Source organism: Kitasatospora sp. NPDC096140 (assembly GCF_040303045.1).
Taxonomy (GTDB): Bacteria; Actinomycetota; Actinomycetes; order Streptomycetales; family Streptomycetaceae; genus Kitasatospora.
The window spans coordinates 42,738-61,364 of sequence record NZ_JBEOUW010000036.1; the positions used below are offsets into that span (position 1 = coordinate 42,738).

Annotated in this window: 15 protein-coding genes and 1 pseudogene; 8 read left to right on the forward strand and 8 right to left on the reverse strand. The window is 75.1% G+C overall.

The annotated features are described in order from the left end of the window. Positions 1 to 39: 39 nt before the first annotated feature. Entirely contained in the window at positions 40 to 477 is a 438-nt protein-coding gene (locus tag ABT048_RS30485; RefSeq protein ID WP_350524814.1) for a MarR family winged helix-turn-helix transcriptional regulator, read from the reverse strand. A gap of 163 nt (positions 478 to 640) precedes the next feature. Here ABT048_RS30485 and ABT048_RS30490 point away from each other — a divergent pair, with 163 nt between their 5' ends. Continuing rightward, positions 641 to 1,501, forward strand: a complete 861-nt coding sequence (locus ABT048_RS30490) for an alpha/beta fold hydrolase (protein ID WP_350524765.1) — start codon at positions 641 to 643, stop codon at positions 1,499 to 1,501. 745 nt (positions 1,502 to 2,246) lie between these two features. Here ABT048_RS30490 and ABT048_RS30495 read toward each other — a convergent pair. Next, positions 2,247 to 2,510 carry a dsRBD fold-containing protein gene (locus ABT048_RS30495; protein WP_350524766.1) on the reverse strand — a complete coding sequence of 88 codons (264 nt, stop codon included), beginning with the start codon at positions 2,508 to 2,510 and terminating at the stop codon, positions 2,247 to 2,249. A gap of 351 nt (positions 2,511 to 2,861) precedes the next feature. Here ABT048_RS30495 and ABT048_RS30500 point away from each other — a divergent pair. Together ABT048_RS30500 and ABT048_RS30505 are read left to right on the forward strand one after the other, a co-directional pair. Continuing rightward, a pseudogene (locus ABT048_RS30500) lies at positions 2,862 to 3,701 on the forward strand (DMT family transporter); the annotation flags it as partial. Positions 3,702 to 3,973: 272 nt separating this feature from the next. Then, positions 3,974 to 4,648, forward strand: coding sequence for a DUF6629 family protein (locus ABT048_RS30505; RefSeq protein WP_350524767.1), 675 nt, complete (start codon positions 3,974 to 3,976; stop codon positions 4,646 to 4,648). Between the two features lie 69 nt (positions 4,649 to 4,717). On the opposite strand, the gene ABT048_RS30510 is transcribed toward ABT048_RS30505, so the two are convergent. Together ABT048_RS30510 and ABT048_RS30515 are read right to left on the reverse strand one after the other, a co-directional pair. Further along, entirely contained in the window at positions 4,718 to 6,106 is a 1,389-nt protein-coding gene (locus ABT048_RS30510; protein ID WP_350524768.1) for an MFS transporter, read from the reverse strand. Further along, the gene (locus ABT048_RS30515; protein WP_350524769.1) at positions 6,103 to 6,720 is read right to left on the reverse strand and encodes an ArsR/SmtB family transcription factor; all 618 of its coding nucleotides are present in this window, start codon (positions 6,718 to 6,720) and stop codon (positions 6,103 to 6,105) included. Before ABT048_RS30515 ends, ABT048_RS30510 begins: the two co-directional genes overlap by 4 nt. Before the next feature lie 297 nt (positions 6,721 to 7,017). Here ABT048_RS30515 and ABT048_RS30520 point away from each other — a divergent pair, with 297 nt between their 5' ends. After that, positions 7,018 to 7,830 (forward strand): histidine kinase, encoded by an 813-nt coding sequence (locus ABT048_RS30520; RefSeq protein ID WP_350524770.1) that lies wholly within the window; start codon positions 7,018 to 7,020, stop codon positions 7,828 to 7,830. Positions 7,831 to 7,958: 128 nt separating this feature from the next. Further along, positions 7,959 to 9,686, forward strand: a complete 1,728-nt coding sequence (polX, locus tag ABT048_RS30525; protein ID WP_350524771.1) for a DNA polymerase/3'-5' exonuclease PolX — start codon at positions 7,959 to 7,961, stop codon at positions 9,684 to 9,686. Between the two features lie 139 nt (positions 9,687 to 9,825). Here the strand turns inward: polX and ABT048_RS30530 are convergent, their stop codons facing one another. Further along, on the reverse strand, positions 9,826 to 10,704 hold the full coding sequence (locus ABT048_RS30530; RefSeq protein ID WP_350524772.1) for a carbohydrate kinase family protein: 879 nt from the start codon (positions 10,702 to 10,704) through the stop codon (positions 9,826 to 9,828). 3 nt (positions 10,705 to 10,707) lie between these two features. Next, on the reverse strand, positions 10,708 to 11,718 hold the full coding sequence (locus ABT048_RS30535) for a pseudouridine-5'-phosphate glycosidase (protein WP_350524773.1): 1,011 nt from the start codon (positions 11,716 to 11,718) through the stop codon (positions 10,708 to 10,710). Between the two features lie 198 nt (positions 11,719 to 11,916). Here ABT048_RS30535 and ABT048_RS30540 point away from each other — a divergent pair, with 198 nt between their 5' ends. Then, positions 11,917 to 13,581, forward strand: coding sequence for a peptide-N4-asparagine amidase (locus ABT048_RS30540; RefSeq protein ID WP_350524774.1), 1,665 nt, complete (start codon positions 11,917 to 11,919; stop codon positions 13,579 to 13,581). A 417-nt stretch (positions 13,582 to 13,998) separates the two neighbouring features. On the opposite strand, the gene ABT048_RS30545 is transcribed toward ABT048_RS30540, so the two are convergent. After that, the gene (locus ABT048_RS30545; protein ID WP_350524775.1) at positions 13,999 to 14,706 is read right to left on the reverse strand and encodes a response regulator; all 708 of its coding nucleotides are present in this window, start codon (positions 14,704 to 14,706) and stop codon (positions 13,999 to 14,001) included. A gap of 99 nt (positions 14,707 to 14,805) precedes the next feature. On the opposite strand from ABT048_RS30545, the gene ABT048_RS30550 reads away from it, so the two are divergent. Continuing rightward, positions 14,806 to 16,413, forward strand: a complete 1,608-nt coding sequence (locus tag ABT048_RS30550; RefSeq protein ID WP_350524776.1) for a purple acid phosphatase family protein — start codon at positions 14,806 to 14,808, stop codon at positions 16,411 to 16,413. Positions 16,414 to 16,500: 87 nt separating this feature from the next. Here ABT048_RS30550 and ABT048_RS30555 read toward each other — a convergent pair whose 3' ends face one another. Continuing rightward, positions 16,501 to 17,793 (reverse strand): sensor histidine kinase, encoded by a 1,293-nt coding sequence (locus ABT048_RS30555; protein WP_350524777.1) that lies wholly within the window; start codon positions 17,791 to 17,793, stop codon positions 16,501 to 16,503. Between the two features lie 161 nt (positions 17,794 to 17,954). On the opposite strand from ABT048_RS30555, the gene ABT048_RS30560 reads away from it, so the two are divergent. Beyond that, entirely contained in the window at positions 17,955 to 18,509 is a 555-nt protein-coding gene (locus ABT048_RS30560) for a hypothetical protein (protein ID WP_350524778.1), read from the forward strand. The last annotated feature ends 118 nt before the right edge of the window (positions 18,510 to 18,627 follow it).

The following is an 18,627-nucleotide window of genomic DNA, read 5'->3' on the forward strand; positions in this document are numbered from 1 at the left end:
CCTACGCTCACCTGGCTCAGATGACCGCCAAGACGCTCCCTACCGGTCCTGGCGGGCGGCGGCGACCACCCCGGTCATGGCCTCCAGGAAGCGCCGGGCCGTGGCCAGTTCCGCCGGGTCGAACCGCCGCATCCCGGCGAGCAGATCGCCGATCAACCCGCCGAAGAAGCCCTGCCCCAGCTCCATCGCCCGCTCCTCCACCAGCAGCCGCACCCTGCGCCGGTCCTGCGGGTCGCGCTCGCGGCGGATCAGCCCGAGCCGCTCCAGCCGGTCCACCAGAGCGGTCGTGCCGGCCGAGTTCAGGTGCAGCGCCTCACCGAGCCTGCCCGGGGTGACCACCTCCCCGGCCCGGGAGGCGTCCAGCAGGTGGATCAGCGCGCGCAGGTCGGTCGGATGCAGACCGTTGCGGGACGCGAACTCGGCCCCGAAAAGGTCGAGTTCGACCGTCAGACCGCGCAGCAGGTGGACCAGCCGCATCGGTTCCTCAGCTTCGGACACCCTGTCGTCCTCCCTCGGGCAGGCCCGTGTCATGATTCTCTCGATCAGCGAGATAGTTGTTGAGCGAGACACTCACTCGGCGAGATACTTGCCGAGCGAGTGGTTCCGCACGCCATCACACCACACCCGCGGAGGCCCGACATTGTCCGCCCGCACCGCCACCTTCCTCGCCGCCTATGACACCCTGCTGGCCCGCTGGCCCGCCCCGGTCGAGGCCCTCACCGTCCGCACCGACCACGGCACCACGCGGATCAACGCCTGCGGCCCCCGGGACGGTCGGCCGCTCGTCCTCCTCCACGGCGGCGGCGCCACCTCCACCATGTGGTTCGCCAACGCGGCCGCCCTGGCCCAAGCCGGGCACCGCGTCCTCGCCGTCGACCTCATCGGCGACCCCGGGCGCAGCGTCCACGACGGCACCGCACTCGACGGCGTCCCCGGACTCCTCGGCTGGCTGGACGCCGTGCTCGACCGACTCGACGTCCCCGAGGCCGACCTCTGCGGCCACTCGTACGGCGGCTGGATCGCCCTGGAGTACGCCCTGCACGCCCCCGCGCGGGTCGGCCGGCTCACCCTGCTCGACCCCAACCTGTGCTTCGCCGGCTTCCGCCCCGGCTACCTGCTGCACGCCGTCCCCCTCTTCCTCCCCGGCCGCACGCCGGACCGCGCCCGTTCCTTCCTCGACTGGGAGACCGGCGGCGGTGCCCACCTCGACCCCGACTGGCGCGAGGTCTACGCCCTCGGCTACGCCGACTTCCCGGCCTCCCGGGTCGTCACCGGCCCCCGCCCCACCCCCGCCCGCCTCGGCGCCCTCACCGCCCCGGTCCTCACCCTCCTCGCCGCCCGGAGCCGCACCCACCACTCGGCCCGCGTCGCCGAGACGGCCCGCCGCGCCCTCCCGTCGGCGGAGGTCGCCGTCCTCCCGGACGCCACCCACCACAACCTGCCGATGGCCGCCGCCACCGAGGTCAACCGACGCCTCGTCGACTTCCTCTCCAGGGGCTGACGACCGACTGCTGCCCGCCGGCACCCACCGCACCCTCCCGTCGTCGGCAGCAGCAGCAGCGGGAGCGCCGACCGTACGCTGCCCGGCACCGGACACCCGGATGCCCTGCCGGCTCCGGGCCGGAGCCTCCGGTCGGCGGCCCCCGGTCGACGGCGCCCCGTCGGCCTGCCCCTCACCGAGCGGGCACCGGCGCGCGCCGGTTGAAGGTGCTGAAAGTGCGTCACGACCGCCCCGAGCTCGCCTGGGGCGGTCGGGGCGTGGAGGCCGGGGCCGGCGCTTCGCCGGTTCCGCGCCACCCGACTGGACACCATCGAGCGCTGAGTGCTGCGCCACCAGCCGGACCGGCTGGTGGCCGGTGCGACGACGCCGTGGGATGTGACGGCGGGGGCCTGGCGTCGCCGCCACCCGGGCCGTACCGCGGCCGAACGGACGACGCCGTGGGCGCCGTGGGCACGGTGGACGTCGTGGACGTCGTCGGCCGCGCGTATCGCGTCAGCATGTACGGCTGCCGAGCTGCCCGAGGCCTACCGGGCCGGGGAGGAGACGCTGCGCTCGACGGCGGACCGGCGCAGCCGCACCCCGTTCCCTACCTGGTGGACAGCCCCCGGTGGGCGAGCCACGGAGGAGAGCCCTACCACGCACGCCGCAGCGGGCCGCTCTGGGCGGGGACGGCCGTGGACCGTACGACCGCGCCGCCCGGACCGTGCCCGCCGTCGCCGCCAGTAGGTGCCGGCCGTGGCCACCGTCAGTAGATCAGGTACCCCGGACGGTGTCCTTCGTCGTCGATCTCCCCGGTGGCCTGCGCCCGCAGCTTGCGGGACAGTTCCTCCAGGGCGCGGGAGGCCGCGACCTCCTCGCCGATCCTGGCGAGCGGACGGTCGTCGGCGCTCTTCACGGCCTCGCCGTGCGCGCTCAGACCCGGCGCCCTCGCGCCCGTCAGCCTGGCGTCGCACGCCGTGTGCACGCCGTCCTCGTCGAATGTCAGCTCCACGTCCCACTGGTTGTGCATGCCACACCTCCTGGCGCCGGCCCCCGTCGCGCCTGTCCTGAGCGGCACGGACGGTGACCCGTGGCGGCCGCTCACACCAGCGTGCGCCTGCCCCGCCCGTAGCGGCAAGCGCGGCGGACGGCACCGGGCACGGCAGTACCGGCACGCGCCGTGGCACCGCCCGGCCGGCAGCCCGGCCGCCCGCAGCGGCTCGGCTGCCGGCCCGGCGGGCGTTCGGGGCGGCGCCCGCGCGTCGTGTCCGATCGGCCCGGCCGACGCCCCGGCGGTACGCTGACGGAAGCGGGCCGCGACCGCGTATCCACCTCGAACCCGTCGGCGCGGCGCGGGCAGCGACAACCTGGTGGTCCCCCTGTGGCGGTCTTCCTTCTCGCCCTCAGCGCGGCCTGTTGTCTGGGTCTCGGCTTCGTCCTCCAGCAGCACGCGGCGCAGCGGGCCCCCCGTGCCGACCTCCTGCGATGGCGGCTGCTGCTCGACCTGATGCGGATGCCCCAATGGCTGCTCGGCACCGGGTTCATGGTCAGCGGGCTGATCCTCTCCGCGCTCGCGCTCAACCAGGGCGAGGTCTCCCTGGTCGAACCGCTGCTGGCCACCAATCTGCTGTTCGCCATGGCGCTCGCCCGGATGCTGACCGGTCAGACCCTGGGCCGCTCGGGCTGGGCCGGGGTGTTGCTGCTCGGACTCGGGGTGACGGCCTTCATCGTGGCCGGGAAGCCGACGGGCGGTGGGGCGCCCGCCGGGGAGCTGCGGCACTGGCTGGTGGTCGGCACGGTGGTCGGACTGGTCGTGCTGTTGGTGTCGATGGCCCGGCGGCTGCCGCTGTTCGAGGAGGCGACGCTGCTGGCACTCGCGGCCGGACTGCTCTACGGCCTCCAGGACGCGCTCACCCGGACCACCACCCAACGCCTCGACCACGAGGGGCTGTCGGCCGTGCTGCGCAGCTGGCAGCCGTACGCGGTGGTCGTGGCGGGCGTGGTCGGCCTGCTGCTCGTGCAGAGCGCCTTCGAGGCCGCGCCGCTGCGGATGTCGCTGCCGGCGCTGACCGCCGCCCAGCCGCTGGCCGGGATCGCCTGCGCGGTCGGCTTCCTCGGCGACCGCCTGCGGACCACTCCGAGCGCGCTGGCCTGGCAGTCGGCCGGGATGCTCGCGATCGTCGTCGGGGTGATCGTGATCGGCCGACACCCGGCGATGCCCGGTACCGTCCGCGACACCTTGGAGAGCATCGGGGCGGCCCCTGAGACCGGTGCGGAGGCCGACGCGGAGAACGGCGCGGGGGGCGGTTCGGCGAACGGTACGGGCGGGCCTTCCGAGGGCCGGTCGGCGGACGGACCCGACGGCCGGTCCGAGGACGGCACCAAATCCCACGGCGGCCCCGACGACGGACCCGACGACACATCCGGCGACCCCGGCAGCGGGCCCCCCGGCGGCCCCGGCGACGGACACGGGAAGTCCGGCTAGAGGCCTCGATGTGCTGGAGCGCGCAGGCGGACGCCGTGGCCGGTGGGGTGGTCGCGGCGGCCGGGGTGGCGTGTCTGGTCCGCGCCCGTCGGGCGGGCCACCCGGAGCGGCTACTGCTCGCCGCGCTTCCTCTGGTGCTGGGTCTGCACCAGCTGATCGAGGCGCTGGTCTGGCTGGGTACGGACGGTGAGCTGTCGCCGGCCCTCGCCGGAGCGGCCCGGACCGCCTGGGCGGTGATCGCCCTTCCGCTGTTGCCCGTGCTCGTCCCGGCCGGGGTGTGGTGCGCGACCACCGGACCCCGTCGGCGCGTGCTCGCGGCGCTCACCCTGCTGGGCGCGGCCGTCGCCGTCCCGCTCGCCGTTGCTGTCGCCTCCCACCCGGTGGCGGCCACCGCACACGGCCACACCCTCGTCTACGCCGTCGGCATCCCGCACCCGGCCGTCCTCCTGACCGGCTATCTCCTGGCCACGGTCGGTTCCCTCCTCGCGAGCGGCGACCGGCTGCTGCGCCGCCTCGGCCTCGTCACCGCCGTGGGGGCCCTGGTCTGTGCCCTGTTCTGGCGGCTCGCCTTCATCTCCACCTGGTGCGCCCTCGCCGCCCTGGCGGGTGTCCTGCTGTTCCAGTGGGCGGGCCACTCGCCGGTCGCGGAGGGCGCCGAGCGGATCGCCCGACCGGTCCGGTGAACGGCCCCCCGAACGGCTCCCCGAATCGGCCCCGCGAATCCGCCCCGCCAACGGCCCGGCGAACGGCGCCTACGAGTGCGTCGGGACCGGCTCCCACCTGTCGTCCGCCACCTGCGTGCTCCCGGTGGCTTCGCCGCCCGAGCCTGCCGAGTGGCCCCGGAGCTTGTCCATCTCTCGCCACTCGGGCCGCAGTCCGGCCAGAGTCGTGGTGGCGAAGTAGAGGGCGCCCGCTCCGAGCAGGCTGGGTATCAGGCCGACCAGGGCCACCGCCGCACCGGCGACGAGGCCGCCGAGGGGGATCCCGGCCCAGGCGAGGGAGTCACCGAGGGCGTGGACACGGCCCAGCAGGTGGCGGGGCACCCGCTCGAAGAGCACCGCGCCGAGTATCGGGTTGAGGAAGCCGGAGCCGAAACCACCGATCGCGAAGACGGTGAGCACCACCCACATGGGCGCGCCCAGGGCGAGCACCACGAACCGGGGCGCGCCGCACAGCAGGAAGCCGACGAAGAAGACCGTCCGACGGGGCAGGCGGGAGGCGACGGCCGCCGCGATCAGGCTGCCGACGACGGCCGTGGCGCCCATAGCTCCGGTGGTCAGACCGATGGCGGCCGGTCCGTTTCCGGACTCCCGCGCCCAGACCGGGACGAGGACGGTGATGAAGCCCGCGTCGAGGAGGTTGGTGATGCCGACCATCACGGTCACGGCGAGCAGCAGCGGCTCGGACCGCAGGAAGGCGAAGCCCTCGCGGAACATCCGCCAGTAGCCGGTGCCCTGCTCGCCCTCCCCCGCCGACCCGGGCGACCCCGTGGCCGCGCCCGGGAGGGCCGGGCGCCCCATGCCGCGCGGCAGCGCGAGGGCGATGATCAGCGACCCGAGGGCGAAGGTGGCCGCGTTGACCGCCAGCCCGGCCAGCGGGCCCATCAGCGCGACCAGCCCGCCGCCCGCCGCCGGACCGATCGTGGAGGCCAGCCGCTCGGTGACGCCGGACAGCCCGGTGGCGCGCTCCATCGGCACCTGGGCGCGGTCGGCCGCCTCCGGGACCATGACCGACTTGGCCAAGTCCCCCGGGCCGCGCATCGCGCCGATCACCGCGACCATCACCAGCAGCACCCAGAAGGGGAGCAACCCCTGCGCGTGCAGCAGCGGGACCAGCCCGGCCGCGGTGGCGCTCAGCGCGTCCGTCGTCCAGGACACCACCCGCGGCCCGAGCCGGTCGACCACCGGCCCGGTCAGTGCCTTGACCAGCACGTACGGCGCCATCTCGGCGAAGGCGACCAGGCCCGTCATGGTGGCGCTGCCGGTGGTGGCCAGGACGAACCAGGGCAGGGCGATGGCCGAGACGCGCGTGCCCGTCACGGAGACGGCCGTGGCGGTCAGCACCCCGACCAGCGGCCGGAAGCTGCGCGCGGGCGGGTCGACGGTGCCGGCGGTGCCGACGTCGACGGTGGTGCTGGTCATGCGGATTCCCCCTCGGTGGTGGTGCCGCTCGGATCCGGCAGGACGTGGACGATCACGGAGACCTGCTCGCTGCCCTCCGGGAAGGGCCCGTCGGCGTCGATCCGGCGGTAGCGCCCGATCACCTCGGACAGCTCGCCGGTCAGCTGTTCCGCCTCGACGGGAGTGAGCTGCAGGATCAGGTCACTGAGATCCGTCACCCGGCGCCACTCGCGCGGCATGGTCTCGAAGGCGTCCAGCGCGCGCTGGCCGGTCAGGCTGTGCACCGCCAGGACGGACCGCAGGAAGGCGACGGCCGTGTCGGGCTCCTCGTCCGCCATGTCGTCCCCCGTCCAGAGCGTGAGCCGGTGGGCCGAACGCCACCAGCGCTCACGGGCGTTGCCGCGCTCACGGTCCTCCTCGACGAAGCCCGCGGCGGCGAGCTGGCGCAGGTGGTAACTGGTGGCCCCGGAGTTGAGCCCCAGCTGTGCGGCGAGCCTCGTCGCCGTGGACGGGCCCTGCTTGCGCAGCAGCCCGACCAGCTGCATGCGCACCGGGTGCGCCATCGCCTTCATGCCCCTGGCGGTGATGGCGATGTGCGGGTCGTCGCTGTGCTTCCAGCCGCTGTCCTCGGTCATGGCAGGAGCCTAGAACCACAAAGGATCCTTTGCAAAGGGTTTTCTGCGAAGAGTTCTTTGCGGTCGGCCCCGGGCCTCCCACGGATCCCGGAAGGGCCTGGTCACCGGGGGCCGCCCCGCCGCTCGGCGGGTGCCCCACCGGCCGCTCGGCGGGGGCGCGGGCCGGGTTCGCGTCCCGGGGCGGGATTGTCACCTGGGCGGGCGGGGCGCAGGCTGGCAGGAGGGCCGGGGAAGCGGCCCGCCCCGGTCGGCCGCGGAACCGATGACGGCCGCCGGTGAGGCACGAGGGGCAGGGCGATGGCACACGGGAGGCTGTGGGGCTACGTCGCGTCGGGAGCCCGGGCGCTCGCCGCGTTCGGCGGCGCGTCCGGCGCGGGCGGCGCCGGACGCAGGAGCGCCGTCGGACGCGCGGGCGGCCCGGTCGCCGTCGAGGCCGAGGAGGGCCCCGGGCCGTTCCAGTCCGGCACCATGACCGCGCCCAGGGCGCTCACCCGCGTGGAGCTGGAGCGGCTGCGGTGGACCGGCCGGCAGGCCGGCTGCGAGCCGACGGCCCGGCACGTCCAGGTGGCCGACGTGGTCCGCCGGGTGGTGCGCGGCGGCGGCCGCTCCGCGACCGTCACGGTCCGCATCGCACCCGGGCTGCCGGTGGTGGCCGGGGACGCCCGGCGCCTGGAGGCGGCCCTCGCAGGACTGGTCGACCACGCGATCCGGCGCAGCCCCATGGGCGGCCGGGTGCTGGTCCGCGCCGAGGTGGCGGGCGGCGGGCGGCGTCCCGGCCCGACCGCCTCGACCCGCGACCGGGAGCACGACCCGGACCGCGAGCGCGGCCGGGGCCGGAACCGCGCCCGGGACGGCGCCCGCGACCGCGCCCGGGACGGCGGCCCGTACGGCGGCGGGGGACGCGGCCGGGTGGAGATCCGGATCTCGGACCGGGGCACCCACGAGCCGCCCGGCGCCCGCGAGGGGCTGCTCGGGGGCGTTCGGCCCGGCGGCCCGGTGGGCCCGGCCCTGCACAGCCTGGTGCTTGCGGCGGGCGGCCGGCTCGCGGTCGAGTCCACCCCGGGCGGCGGACTGACCGTGGTCCTGCTGCTGACCGTCGCGCACGACTGACGGCGCTCCCGGCGCGACCGGCGCACCGGCCCCGACGGCCCCGACGGCCCCGACGGCCCCCGCGACGCCCTCCCCCGGGCGACGCCCCACACCCGGCGAACCCGCCCCGCCGAACCTAGACTTGCCCCATGCCCCGGCTCAACGACCAGGTCAGGGAGCTGCTCCAGGAGTACGCCGACCTGATCAACATCACCGGCGGGGACGCCTTCCGGGCCCGCGCCTACGAGAAGGCCGCCCGAGCGGTCGGCGGCCACCCGGAGGACCTCGCGGGCCTGGACGTCAAGGGTCTGCAGCAGATCCCGGGCGTCGGCAAGTCCACCGCCGAGAAGATCGCCGAGTACCTCGGCTCGGGCAGGATCACCGCCCTGGAGAACCTGCGCGCCGAGATCCCGGCCGGCGTGCGGGAGATGATGGCCGTCCCCAGCGTCGGCCCCAAGCGCGCGCTGGCCCTCTACCGCGACCTCGGCATCTCCTCGGTGGACGAACTCGCCGACGCGGTCCGCGCCGACAAGCTGTCCGACCTGGCCGGCTTCGGCGAACGCAGCGGCGAGAAGATCCTGCACGGCATCGAGCTGATGCGGCAGTCCGGCGGCCGGACCCTGCTCGACACCGCCACCGAGCTGGCCGATCAGCTCGTCGCCGCACTCTCCGCCGTCCCCGGCTGCACCCGCTGCGCGTACGCGGGCTCGCTGCGCCGGATGCGCGAGACGGTGGGTGACATCGACGTGCTCGCGACCGCCGAGGACTCCGCCCCGCTGATGGCCGCGCTCACCGAACTCCCGTACGTGGCCGAGGTGATCGGGAGCGGGACGACCAAGACCTCGGTGCGCACCACCCAGGGCGTCCAGGTGGACCTGCGGGTCGTGCCGGAGGAGGACTGGGGCGCGGCGCTGGTCTACTTCACCGGCTCGAAGGCGCACAACATCAAGCTGCGCACGATGGCCGTGCGGGCCGGGCTGAAGCTCTCCGAGTACGGGCTGTTCGAGGTGGACGGCGGCGCCAAGGTGGTCTCGGAGACCGAGGACGAGGTGTACGCGGCGCTCGGCCTGCCGTGGATCGCCCCGACGCTGCGCGAGGACCGGGGCGAGATCGAGGCCGCCCTGAACGGTGAACTCCCCGACCTGGTCCAGGAGTCCGACCTGCGCGGCGACCTGCACACGCACACCGACCTGACCGACGGGCTGGCCACCCTGGAGGAGATGGTCGACACCGCCGCCGCCCGCGGCTACTCCTACTTCGCCGTCACCGACCACGCGCCGAACCTGGTCATGCAGCGGATGACCGACGAGAAGATGCTCGCCCAGCGCGAGCAGGTGCGCCGACTGGCCGACCGGCACAAGAAGTTGAGGCTGCTGCACGGCACCGAGCTGAACATCGACCCGGACGGCGGGGTGGACTGGCCGCCGGAGTTCCTGGCCGGCTTCGACGTCTGCGTGGCCTCCGTGCACTCGCACTTCACCCTCGACCGCGCCGCCCAGACCCGTCGGCTGATCCGGGCCTGCGAGAACCCGTACGTGCACGTCATCGGCCACCTCACCACCCGGCGGATCGGCAGCCGCGGCCCGATCGACGTCGACCTGGACGCGGTGTTCGAGGCCGCCGCGCGCACCGGCACCGCGATCGAGATCAACAGCTCCCCGCAGCGGCTCGACCTCCGGGACGAGGACATCCTGCGGGCCAGGCGGCACGGCGTCCGGTTCAGCATCGACAGCGACGCCCACGCCACCCCGCACCTGGCCTACCCGCGGTTCGGCATCGGCACGGCGCAGCGCGGCTGGCTCACCGCCGAGGACGTGGTCAACACCTGGACGTGGCAACGGTTGAAGCACTTCCTCCGCAAGGACGCGCTGCGCTGACACCGTCGACGACGCCCACCCGGCCGGCACCCGCCCGGCCTCGAACGCCCCGCCGACACCCGCCCACCGTCGAACGCCCCCCGGGGGGAACCCCGGGCGGCCCCGGAAGCACCGGAGCCGCCCGGAGGCCCGCCCGCCGTCAGCCCTCGCCGCAGGAGGCCCCCGGTGACGCCAGCACCCGGGCCGCGCTGCGGTGCCCGAGCCCGGCCGCGTGCCGCAGGTCCCCGGTCTCCAGGAACCCGGCCAGGAACCCCGCCGCGAAGGCGTCCCCGGCGCCGGTGAGGTCGCGCACCACCGCCACCGGCGGTACCGGCACCGTGAACAGCCCCTCGCCCGGCACGTCGACGGTGGTCGGTGCGGGGCCCGCCTTGGTGATGACCGTGGTCTCCGCCAACCGGGACCGGTCGGGCCCGGGCAGTCCCTCCACCAGCAGGCCGAGGAAGGCGGACTCCGAGCGGTCGGCGAACACGAAGGTGGGCGCCGACTCGGCCAGCAGGGTGAGGAACCGCTCCCGACCGAACCGCTCCAGCATGCCGGTCGAGGAGGCGTCCACCGAGGTGGTGCCGCCCGCCTGCCGGACCCGTGCGAGGGCGTCCACCGCCGTGGCGCCGACCGGCTCGCCGTCGAAGGAGTAGGCCGGCACGTGCAGGTGGGTCAGACCGGCCAGCCACTCGTCCGGGACGCGCTCCAGCAGCGTGGCGGCGCCCCGGTCGGGCAGCATGGTCCGCTCGCCGTCCCGGTCGATCAGCACCACGACGGTGCCGGTCCGGCCGCGCCGGGACACCCGTACGTCGACGCCGTGGCCGCGCAGTTCGGCGACCACGGCGTCGCCGACCGCGTCCTCGCCGACGCAGCCGAGGAAGCGCGCCGGGCACTGCCCGGCGGCGAAGCGGGCGACGTTGGCCGCGCTGCCTCCGCGCCGCCGGAAGACCCGGGCGCCGGAGTCGGTGCCGTGCCGCAGCGGGCCGTCGACCCACACCACGACGTCCTCGACGAGGTCGCCGAGCACCCCCAGCACGGCTCAGGCCCCGGTCTGCGCGGCCGGAGCGGTCGGGGCGCCCGGCGCCTCCGACTCCCCCGAAGCAGCCAAGGTGGCAGAGAGGGCAGAGGCGGCCAGGGCGGTGGCGATCTCGCCGCCCAGCCTGACGTTGCCCCGGTACACCTCGACGTTGACCTCCAGGCTGCGGCCGCCGGTGTCGCGCCGGATCTGGTCCAGCAGGAAGGGGGTGGAGGCGTTGCCGGTGATGCCCAGGCGGTCGGCCTCGGCCCGGGCGCGGGCCAGGATGCCGTCCAGCTCCTCCGGCGGCAACTGCTTGGCCGGGTCGACCGGGTTGGCGATCAGGACGGCCTGCGGCAGGCCGAGCCGGTCGCGGGCGTCGATGACCTTCGCGGCCTCCTCGGGCGATCCGACGCTGAAGTTGACCTCGTGGCCGGAGTCGGTGACGTAGAAGCCGGGGTACTTGCGGGTGCGGTAGCCGATGACCGGGATGTTGAGGGTCTCGAAGCGCTCCAGGGTGGCCCGGATGTCGAGGATCGACTTCACTCCGGCGCTGACCACGGTGACCGGGGTGGCGGCCAGGGTGGTGAGGTCGGCCGACTCGTCGAAGCTCTCGGAGGCGCCGAAGTGGACGCCGCCGAGACCGCCGGTGGAGAAGACCCGGATGCCGGCGCGGTGGGCGAGGAAGGCGGTGGCGGCGACGGTGGTGCCGCCGTGCCGGCCGAGCGCGGTGACCACCGGGAGGTCGCGCAGGCTGACCTTGTCCAGGCCGTCGGCGGCCGAGAGTTCGGTGATCTGGTCGGTGCTCAGGCCGACCGTCGGAACCCCGGCGTGCACCCCGACGGTCGCCGGGACGACTCCCGCCTCCCGCAGCTGCCGTTCCGCCTCCAGGGCGACGGCCAGGTTGCGGGGGCGCGGCAGGCCGTGCGTGAAGATGGTCGACTCCAGGGCGACCACGGGCCGGCCGTCGGCGAGGGCCCTCGCCACCTCCCCGGCGACGTGGACGGCGGGGGTGCTGGGCGGAAGTCCGGTCATGATGCGCACTCTCTGTGAGATGCCGCCGCGGTGGGGGCGGCACGGTGTTCGGCGTACGGACGGGCACCACCCCGTCCACCACCCTTGGCCCTACCCCGTCCGCCGCCCTTGACGCTGGCATGCCACCGCCGGAAGGATGCCGGATCATCCCTCCGGCCCGTGGCAGCGCCACGGGCCGCCCGACCCCGGGGATCCGCCTTGGCCCTGCGCCCGCTGCTCCGCCGCGCCGCCGGCTTACTCGGTGCCGCCGTGCTCACCCTCGCCGGCACCCTCACCGCCGCCGGCCCCGCCCACGCCGACTTCGGCACCGACTACCACGACCCGGTCACCGCCACCAAGCCCCTCACCCGGCCCGGCACCCGCTCCTGCACCGTCGAGGCGATGCACCAACGCGAGTTCCGCAACGGCTACGGCAACCCGCCCGACACCCCGTACACCGCCACCCTCACCCCGCCCGCCGACTGCGCGGGCCCGTGGTCGGCGGTGGTGCTGGACCTCCACGGGCAGGTCGCGGGGCGGCAGTTCGACCGGATCTTCAGCGTCCGCGTCGGCGGCGTCCAGGTGATGCTCTCCTCCACCCCGGAGCCGTCCAAGGACGGCATCGAGTGGAACGTCGAACACGACGTCACCCGCTACGCCCCGCTGTTCGCCGCCGGTCCGCAGGAGTTCGACTTCGACCTCGCCAACGTCACCGACGCCACCTACACCGGTGTCTTCACGATCAGCGCGAGCCTGACCTTCTACACCGCGGACAACCACTGGCCGGCCGCCCGCAGCGCCGACCGACTGCTCACCACCGGCCCCTTCGCGCTCACCCGGGCCGCCCCCGCCGCCGGGCGCGAACTCGCCTTCCCGCAGAACCTGGAGCGCCTCACCGCCGAGGTCTACACCCGGGGCGGCGGCGCCTGCGAGGAGTTCGCGTACGCCTCCGCGCCCGACGCCTTCGTCGCCGCCAACCCGGGCCTCGGCCTCTGCGGCAAGGGCCCGTTCCGCGAACTGCGGCTCACCGTGGACGGCCGGGTGGCCGGCGCGGTCTGGCCGTACCCGGTGATCTACACCGGCGGCTGGGACCCGCTGCTCTGGCGGCCCGTCCCCGGCGTCTTCGCCTTCGACCTGCCCGCCTACCGGCTCGACCTGACGCCGTACGTGGGTCTGCTGCTCGACGGCCGCCCGCACACCGTCGGCGTCACGGTGAACGCGGCCGAGGCGCAGAGCAACGACGTCTGGACCGGCCAGGTCAACCTCTTCGCCGAGGTCGACCACGGCGCCGCCCGCACCAGCGGGCAGCTCACCGACTACCGGGTCGCCCCGGAGGCCGGCGCCGGCACCGCGCTCGCCGACCACGGCGGCGGCAGCGGCGACTGGACGGTCACCGCCGCCCGGCACGACGTCGCCCGGGGCTGGGTGCAGACCTCGCACGGCCGGATCACCACCGAGGTCCGCGACGACCTGACCTTCCGCTCCGGCCAGCAACTGCGCGACAGCGGCAACGACGTGACCCTGCACAACGGCACCGACCTCACCCGCACCACCTCGACCTGGGGCGGCGGGCCGCACCGCACCACCACCGTCCACGAGGGCGAACCGCTGGACGTCACCTACAAGGTGAGCCACGACGCAGTGGGCAACACCGACCAGACCACCGCGATGGACCTCGGCTACCACCGCGAGGCCACCACGGCGACCGGCGGCCACGTCACCGAGCGCGCCACCGTCGACCACACCCTGCGCCCGACCGCCCGGCGTCACGACGGCGACAGCACCGTGCGCACCGGCAGCAGCACGGAGGACTACCGCAGCACCGGGCCCGAGGGGCCGTACCACCGGACGCTGAGCTTCGTGGACGGGTGGCCGCGACCCTGAGCCCACCCCGGTGACGGGCCTGAGCCACCCCGGTGATCGATTTGCGAAAATTGCCCGGATTCATGCCGTTCACCCCTGGTGCACGCGGCGTGCGAGGCGCATGATGAGAGGTGGACCTGCGAGGTAGCTGAAGGAAGTTCGACCGCAGGAGGCAGTGGCGACAGATCGAGACGGATCAGGGTCTGCCGTTGTTCTACCTCGGTCGACGATCGAACTACCGGCCGGAGGACGTGACGTCCGGAGGCCACCCCCACCTCGTGGGTTCCGCGCGTCCACGGGACAATCCCCTCGGTCCCGTGGACGCGCTGTCCATGTCGCCCCTCGGCACTGTCCGGGCGGGCCACCGGGGTCGGAACCGGGACCCGCACCGGCGCCCGGGTCCGTTACGCCCGGTCCACCGCACCCGCGCCCGGTCCGCTACGGCCGGTCCGGTACGGCGTAGCCCATCTCCCAGGCGTGGACGGCGATCCCGACCCGGTTCGCCACCCCGAGCTTGCGCTGGATGCTCGCGACGTGGGTCTTCACCGTGCCCGGCGAGATGAACAGTTCCGCGGCGATGTCCGCGTTGGTGCGGCCCGCCGCGACCTGCCCGGCGATCTCCACCTCCCGCTCGGTCAACGGCACCACGGCCGCGGGCCCCCGGCCCTTCGCCCGACGCTCCGGCCGGCGCGGCGCCGTCACGTGCTGCAGCAGCCGGACCGTGACCGACGGGCTGATCAGGCTCTCCCCGTCGGCCGCCGCCCGCACCGCCTCGGCCAGCAGCGACGGGCCGGAACGCTTCAGCAGGAACCCCGAAGCACCGTGCTGCAGCGCCGGGTAGACGTACTCGTCCAGGTCGAAGGTGGTCAGCACCACCACCCGCACCGGCTCGGCCACCCCCGGACCGGCCAGCCGGCGGGTCAGCTCCAGCCCGTCCATCCGCGGCATCCGGATGTCCACCAGCGCGACGTCCGGCCGCAGTTCGGCCGCCAGCTCCAGCGCGGCCAGCCCGTCCGCGGCCTCCCCCACCACCTCGATGTCCGGCTGGGCGTCCAGGAGGCGCCGCACACCGCGCCGCACGGCCTCCTGGTCGTCCGCGATCAGGGTGCGGATCACCCGCGGGCTCTCACCGTTCGCACGCGTCACGCCCAGCAGTCTGCCACGAGCCGTACCCCGCACCGGCCGACGGGAAAGTTCACGTGTCGGCCCCGGCGCGGTTCACCTCCGTGCGGTGAGCTGACCGCCATGATGAACGCTTCCAGTGGACGTCTCCCCGTCAGCCGGCGCGGACTCCTGGCCGGCGCCTCCGGTCTCGGCCTCGGCGGCGCCGTGTCCCTCTCCGGCCTCGCCGCCACCCCCGCCGCCGCTGCCCCGGCCGCCTCCGCCGACTCGCCGCTGCTGTGGCAGCGGCCCGGGCGCTCCGGTGCCCCGCGGGTGGCCGGTCTGCACCTCCAGTTCGGCTCGGACGCCTCGCGCGAGGTGGTGGTGTCCTGGCACACCACCAGGTCCGTCGCCAATCCCCGGGTGATGTACGGGACTTCGAACGGAGGCTTCGGCCGCACCGTGCAGGCCGCGACCCGCACCTACCGGGACGCCGCCTCCGGCACCGAGGTCCAGGCGCACCACGCCCGGCTGACCGGCCTGCACCCCGACACCGACTACGTCTACGCCGCCGTCCACGACGGCACCACCCCCGAGCTCGGCACCGTCCGCACCGCCCCGCGCGGCCGCTCCGCCTTCACCTTCACCAGCTTCGGCGACCAGGGCACCCCCACCCTCGGCCGGAAGACCGCCAACGGCTACGTCAACGACAACCTCGGCAGCCCCGCCGCCGGCGACACCACCGCCGGGGTCGAGCGGATCGCCCCGCTGTTCCACCTGCTCAACGGCGACCTCTGCTACGCGAACATCGCCACCGACCGGATCCGCACCTGGTCCGACTGGTTCGAGAACAACACCCGCTCCGCCCGGCACCGCCCCTGGATGCCCGCGGCCGGCAACCACGAGAACGAGAAGGGCAACGGCCCGATCGGCTACGGCGCCTACCAGGCCTACTTCGACCTTCCCGGCTCCGGCTCGGACGAGGAACTGCGCGGCCTGTGGTACTCGTTCACCGCCGGCTCGGTGCGCGTCATCAGCCTCAACAACGACGACGTGGCCTACCAGGACGGCGGCAACTCCTACGTCCACGGCTACTCCGGCGGCGCCCAGCAGCGCTGGCTGGAGCGGGAGTTGGCGGCGGCGAACGCGGACCCGGGGATCGACTGGATCGTGGTCTGCATGCACCAGGTGGTGATCTCCACCGCCGACAAGTTCAACGGCGCCGACCTCGGCATCCGCGAGGCCTGGGTACCGCTGTTCGACAGGTACGGCGTGGATCTGGTGGTCTGCGGCCACGAGCACCACTACGAGCGCTCGCACCCGATCCGCGGCCAGCAGCCGACCGACACCCGCACCCCGGTCCCGGTCGCCACCGGCACCCGGACCATCGACACCACCAAGGGCACCGTCCACATGGTGATCGGCGGCGGCGGCACCTCGGCCCCGTCCAACCAGCTCTTCTTCGACCCGCCGAAGGCCCGGGTCATCACCGGCGTCGGCGCCGTCGACCCGGCCACCGGCAAGCGCCCGCCGGTGTACGTGATCGAGGACGCCCCGTGGTCCGCCTTCCGCGACGCCGACAACCCGTACGGCTTCGCGGCCTTCGACGTCGACCCGGGTGAGCGCGGCGGGCAGACCACCATCGATGTCACCTACTACTCCGTCAGCGGCCCGTACGGCGACCTCGTCCCCGTCGACCGCTTCACCCTGACCCGCCCGCGCGGGGCCCGCGGCGGCGGCCGGGATCGCTGACCCGCCGGCCTGCCGACACGCCGACATGCCGACCCTCCGGTACGGCGCCCGGAGGGTCGGCATGCACCGCGGCGGCGCCGGCCCGCGTCACCGCCCCGGCAGGGTGCAGGTGACCCGCCAGCCCGCGGGCTCGACCGGGCCCGCGCTCAGCGAGCCGCCGTGCGCGGCAGCGCGGGCCGTGAGGCCGGCCAGTCCGGTCCCGCCGGAGCCGGGGCGGCGGCGCAGCAGCGGCGTGCGGGCGGGGCCCCCGTTGTCGGTGACGGTCACCCGGACGGCGCCGTCCGGCGCGGGGGCCGCCCGGACGGCGACCTCGGTGGCCTGCGGCGCGTGGCGGCGGATGTTGGTGAGGGCCTCCAGGACGACGGCGTAGGCGGTGGCCTGGGTCTCGGCGGGGAGCAGGTCGGCGGCGCCGGGGGCGAGGTCGGTGTCGGCGTGCAGGCCGCCGGTCGCGCCGAAGCGGGTGACCAGTTCGGGGAGGTCGGCCAGGCCCAGGCGGCGCGTGGTCGCCCCGGCGGCCTGCTCGCTCCGCCCGTCCTGCCGGACCGCCCCGTCCGCTTCGCTCCGGCCGCCCTGCCCGCCCGGGGCGTCCGGGTCGCCGCCCTGCGGATCGCGCAGGGCCCCCACCATCTCGTCCATCGAGTCCAATGCCCGCAGTCCGGCCTCCTCCAGCCGGCGCAGCAGCGCGGCGGTCTCCGCCGGCTCCTGGCCCGGGAGTTGACCGGCCTGGGCCTCCAGCACGATGCCGGTGATCTCGTGGGCGACGAAGTCGTGCAGTCCGCGGGCCACTTCGAGCCGCTGCTCGCGCCGGGCCCGGTCGACGGCCCGCTCCCGGCGGGCGTCCAGGACGCGCAGGTAGAGCGCCGCGCCCGCGACCGCGAGCGTCGGCAGCAGGGAGAACAGCACGCCGATCACCGGGCCGGCCGCACCGCCCTGGGGAGTCCGGAGGGCGAACCGCAGTGGCAGCAGGACGGCCGCGAGCCCGACCAGGCCGCCGACCGGCCCCGCCCACCGGTCGGGCAGCCGGCGAACGGCCCGGAACAGCAGCCCGAGCAGCGCCGTCCACTCGAAGGGCAGCCAGAACGCGGGCAGCCGGTACGGCCCCGAGTAGAGCAGGTCGAGCAGCAGCGAGGCACCGGTCACCGCCGCGGCGGCCGGTGCGGGCGCGATCCGCCCGGCGGGCCACGGCAGCAGCGCCACCACCGCGACGAGCGCGGCCGTCAGGGCGAGCAGCGCGGCCGCGTCGTGCTCGCCCCCGTGGGCGAGCACGACGGGCACCGTCAGGGCCAGGACGGCGACGACGGCGAGCGGGCGCCGCAGCCGGGCCGAGCGCGGCCGGGTAGGGCGGGGCCGGGCGGGGCGGGGCGGGGATTCGGTGCGCACCCGGCCGAGCCTACGGGCAGCTCTCCAGGGGGAGGCGGGCCTCCTCCGCGGGAGGGAGGGGCGCACCGTCGAACTCCCCTCCGCAGCGTGAGGTGCAGCCGGGCCTGCTGCAGCAGACTCGTTGTCGCCGGAGCACCCGTCCCGAAGGAGAACGAACCGTCATGAACCGTCGACTCGCGACCGCTGCGACCTCGGTCCTCCTGCTGGTCGCGGCGGTGACCGCCACCGTGCCGGCCTCCGCCGCGGAACCGGCCTCGGCCGCGGACGACGCCCGGGCCGGGGCGGTGAGCGTGCGCGGCACCGGGGACACCGTCCTCACCTCCGCGTTCGGCGGCTTCGCGGGCGACCCGGTCCGGATCTCGGTCGACGCCCGCGCCACCGGCAACACGGACCCCGGTGCCACCCGCGGCCACTTCCACGTCCGTCACGTGCACAACGACGGCCGGCTGGTCGCCGACTTCGAGGGGGACATCACCTGCCTGGGCGTCGGCGGACGGGAGGCGATCGCCACCGGCGTGATCACCAAGGGCGAGGCTCCGTGGTTCCCGGGCCTGGAGGTGGTCGGCCAGAAGGTCTCGATCTCGGTGGAGGACAACGGCCGTCACGGGGACCGGCTCGGCTGGGTCTGGGGCGCGCTGGGCCAGCCGGTGGCGGACTGCCAGGGCACGGTACCGTTCATCCGCACGACCGCCGGCGACCTCACCGTGCGCGGCTGACACCCGCCCGGCCAGGGCCTTCCGGGCCTCCCGGGACTCCCGGCCCACCGTCCGTCCGTACGGGCCGTACGCCGCCGACCGGTCGCTGCCGCCCCGAGCACCCGGACACCCTGGAGGC

Coding starts and splice junctions, on each gene's coding strand:
- ABT048_RS30485 (WP_350524814.1), bottom strand. CDS start 477: ATGCGGCTGGTCCACCTGCTGCGCGGTCTGACGGTCGAACTCGACCTT.
- ABT048_RS30495 (WP_350524766.1), bottom strand. CDS start 2,510: ATGCACAACCAGTGGGACGTGGAGCTGACATTCGACGAGGACGGCGTG.
- ABT048_RS30505 (WP_350524767.1), top strand. CDS start 3,974: ATGTGCTGGAGCGCGCAGGCGGACGCCGTGGCCGGTGGGGTGGTCGCG.
- ABT048_RS30510 (WP_350524768.1), bottom strand. CDS start 6,106: ATGACCAGCACCACCGTCGACGTCGGCACCGCCGGCACCGTCGACCCG.
- ABT048_RS30515 (WP_350524769.1), bottom strand. CDS start 6,720: ATGACCGAGGACAGCGGCTGGAAGCACAGCGACGACCCGCACATCGCC.
- ABT048_RS30520 (WP_350524770.1), top strand. CDS start 7,018: ATGGCACACGGGAGGCTGTGGGGCTACGTCGCGTCGGGAGCCCGGGCG.
- polX (WP_350524771.1), top strand. CDS start 7,959: ATGCCCCGGCTCAACGACCAGGTCAGGGAGCTGCTCCAGGAGTACGCC.
- ABT048_RS30535 (WP_350524773.1), bottom strand. CDS start 11,718: ATGACCGGACTTCCGCCCAGCACCCCCGCCGTCCACGTCGCCGGGGAG.
- ABT048_RS30550 (WP_350524776.1), top strand. CDS start 14,806: ATGATGAACGCTTCCAGTGGACGTCTCCCCGTCAGCCGGCGCGGACTC.
- ABT048_RS30560 (WP_350524778.1), top strand. CDS start 17,955: ATGAACCGTCGACTCGCGACCGCTGCGACCTCGGTCCTCCTGCTGGTC.